5 protein-coding genes are annotated in these 3052 nt (G+C 66.5%); all 5 read right to left on the reverse strand.

Annotated features, from left to right (window positions below):
• Positions 1–242: hypothetical protein (locus tag ACHFFZ_RS11350; RefSeq protein WP_394276725.1), on the reverse strand; the 242-nt coding region annotated here is incomplete at its 3' end.
• Positions 239–1168 (reverse strand): DNA-methyltransferase, encoded by a 930-nt coding sequence (locus tag ACHFFZ_RS11355; protein ID WP_394276726.1) that lies wholly within the window; start codon positions 1166–1168, stop codon positions 239–241. The genes ACHFFZ_RS11350 and ACHFFZ_RS11355, both read right to left, overlap by 4 nt.
• Positions 1169–1220: 52 nt before the next feature.
• Positions 1221–1571 carry a hypothetical protein gene (locus ACHFFZ_RS11360; protein ID WP_394276727.1) on the reverse strand — a complete coding sequence of 117 codons (351 nt, stop codon included), beginning with the start codon at positions 1569–1571 and terminating at the stop codon, positions 1221–1223.
• Entirely contained in the window at positions 1568–2377 is an 810-nt protein-coding gene (locus tag ACHFFZ_RS11365; RefSeq protein WP_394276728.1) for a ParA family protein, read from the reverse strand. Before ACHFFZ_RS11365 ends, ACHFFZ_RS11360 begins: the two co-directional genes overlap by 4 nt.
• A 66-nt stretch (positions 2378–2443) precedes the next feature.
• Positions 2444–2812 carry a single-stranded DNA-binding protein gene (locus tag ACHFFZ_RS11370; protein WP_394276729.1) on the reverse strand — a complete coding sequence of 123 codons (369 nt, stop codon included), beginning with the start codon at positions 2810–2812 and terminating at the stop codon, positions 2444–2446.
• Positions 2813–3052: the final 240 nt, after the last annotated feature.

A 3052-nucleotide genomic window follows, 5' to 3' on the forward strand; every position in this document is an offset into this window, starting at 1 on the left:
GTAGCTTCGGCTGCGGTGGCGTAGGCGGCCTGGAATGTGGACAGATCATAGAAATCGGCCTGGTTGATGTAGGCAAAGTCCGGTGCCAGGTGGGGTACGTACACCTCCCGGGCTACGCGCGCGTAGATGCTCTGGTGGTCCGCGGTGCCGTGCCGCTGTGCAACGAGGCGGATCTGCGCGACGCGCTGATCCCAGGTCTCAGCTTCGACAATGCTGCGAATAGTGTTGTCGATGGTCGTCATCCCGCTACGGTCCCCCGGCCTTGTGCTGCGTTCAACTCTTGGACCTCACGCGCGAGGCGCGCCCGAGCGCTCTCCACGAACTCGGCGTGGATGTCTAGGCCACCCACGCGGCGGCCCAGACGATGTGCCACGACAGCGGTGGTGCCACTGCCGGCGAACGGGTCTATCACGACGGCCTCGGCTGGGGTCAGTGCCTTGATGAAGAACTCAGCGAGCCCCTCGGGCATCGGCGCGGTGTGGCTCACGCCTCGGTGCTGGTTGTAAGTCTGACTCACACTGATGACGTTGCCTGGGTCCGCGCCGCCGCGAGAGTAAGTGGACGTCCGGTCGCGCCCGAATCCGGCTTCCGTGTTTCTCCGACCATTGGTATCTAGGCGCCGGCGCTCGATCTCTTCGGGAGTTGTCTTGTAGGGGACTCGTACCGCATCCAAGTCGAAATAGGGCTTGGCTCCGCGGGCAAAGTGGAAGACGTGCTCGAATGAGTCTTTGGTGCGGGGTCCGAACTTCCCGGGGATGGCGTTCGGCTTCTGCCAGATGTACTCATCGATCCAGCGCCACCCCATGTTCTGTAGGGCTATGACCAGCTGGAAGACGTAGGGATGGCGCTGCCCTCGCAGCGGTCCGCTCTTAGCCACGCGGTTCTTGATATTGATGACCAGTGAACCAGTTTCGGCGGTGGCATCGAACATGGCACGCGCGAAGGGCAGGAACCATTCGACGTAGCGGTCGGGGTGGATGCGGCTGTAAGCGCGCTGATCGGCGTAGGGCGGCGACATGAAGAACAGGTCGACGGAGCCAGCCGGAAGGCGCGGGAGCCACGTCAAAGAGTCTCCCCAGGTGATGCCCTCGGACAGCAGCTGGTGGAGGGCTTGCTCCTCGCCTTGGGGTGGCTGTGACTGCGAGGTGGGGACGGCCTGGAGGTGCATGCTTCTCAACTTACTGCGGGGGGCTGACGTGTCTGGCGAGGTCATAGTGTGTTCACTCCCCCATGGGGCGGCCGCGCGGGATACTGCCGGCCTCGAGGTCGGGGAACGGCTTCCCACTGTTGTACTTCTTCTCGCGGCGCTCCACCTCGGCCATGACGGCTTTGTGGATGAAGTCGGAGAGGCTGCGGTCCCCCTCCTCGCGGTCGGTGTGGCGGAAGGCGCCGCGCATCCGGGCAGTGTCGTCTTGCGGCTGGTAGAACGTGACCTTGGGCGGGTACTTCTTGCCGCTCGAGGCTGCCGCTGGCGTCGGCGTCCTGGGGGCCGTGGTGGCGTCAGTGGGCTCCGGGGTCGTGGTCGGGGTGGCGGGAGTGCGGTTGGCGAACGGGTTCTTTCGGGCGGTCACTTGAGGGCTCCTTCGGTGATCTTGTCGAGGAGTTGCGCGAACTCCTCGGCGTGCTGGCGGCCGCGGCGCGATTCGTCCAGGGCGGTTCCTTCTTGGGTCGCGGTGGCGATCGCTGCGCGTGCGTGGATGATGGGGTCGAGGACGGAGAACCCTTGGGAGTCGGCCGCCTCGCGGAGCTGCGCCAACCAGGCGGGCGCGTCCTTGGTGCGGGCGTCGTAGCGGTTGACGATGACGCCGGCGAAGCGGAGGTCTGGCGCGTAGTGCTGCTGCACGGTGGTGATCGTGTCGAGCAGCTGGACGAGTCCTCGAGATGAGAGGTAGTCGGCAACGCTGATGGCGACTGCCACGTCGGAGGCCACCAGGGCGTTGATGGTGAGCTGATCGAGCGAAGGGCCGGTGTCGATGACTACGAGGTCGTAGCGGTCAAGCACAGGGGCCAGGGAGTCGTGGAGTCTGCGCTCGCGTGCCAGGGGGGCCACCACCAGCTCGTCGCGGACGATGCCGAGCGCACCGCCGACGGTGGGCACGACGTCGAGACCGGGCCATAGGCCGGGCACGATGACATCGGCCATGCTGGTGTCGCGGTCCTGGTTGCTCAGGGCGTTGGCGAGGCCGGGGGCGTCTTCTGATAGGTCCTCGGCGGTGATGACGGCGGTGCCGCTGCCCTGAGGGTCGGCGTCGACGTAGAGCACTCGTGCACCTCGGCGCACGGCTGCGCGGGTGAGGTTCACGGCGCAGGTGGTCTTGCCGACGCCGCCTTTCTGGTTGACGACGCTGGCGACCTTGGCTCTCGCGGTAGTGGTCATGGCGGTGAGCCTTTCGTGGAAGGGCGGGGGAAGAGCCGGAGGGGCCGGCCCCTCCCCCGCTGGTGGTCACTCTGTGGGCTGCTGCTTCTTGCCGGGCACGTGGACGTCCTGGCCGCGGAAGCTGGCGCCGATCTGGTCGGCCTGCACGTTGTGCTGCAACCGGGGGGTGCCGTCCTTGGCGGTGTACTCGGTGACGTAGTAGCGGCCGGCGAAGATCACGCGCACGTTGCCGTCGCGCTCAGCGGTGGCCACCAGGCGCTCGGCGTCGCGGCCGCTGACGGCGACGTCGTAGGCGATGGCCGGGCCGTCGACGTAGTCGTCGCCCTTCTTGATGCTGTCGGTGACGATCACGCGGGCGTAGGTGTAGGAACCGCGCTCCCCCTGCTGAAGCTTGGGGGTGGCGGCGAGGTTTCCGGTACGGACGATGTAGCTCATTGGGAGCCTCCTTCGTGTCGGTGCATCCATTGTTGTCAATAGAGTTACTGGGGTCAATAGGTCTAGCTAGTTCGTATCCTCCTCGGTCTCGGCGGTGCGGGAAGCGTGAGGCGAGTGCAGCTCGTGCAGCAGCTCGCGGGGGTCGGCCTGCCAGGCGCGCACGGTGGCCTCGGGCCAGCCGGCGGCGATCGCGCGCTGCACCTCGTTGCCGCTGGCGAATCCCTGCCACTGCGGGAGAGC

Origin of the sequence: Luteococcus sp. (assembly GCF_043424415.1) — a bacterium.
GTDB lineage: Bacteria > Actinomycetota > Actinomycetes > Propionibacteriales > Propionibacteriaceae > Luteococcus.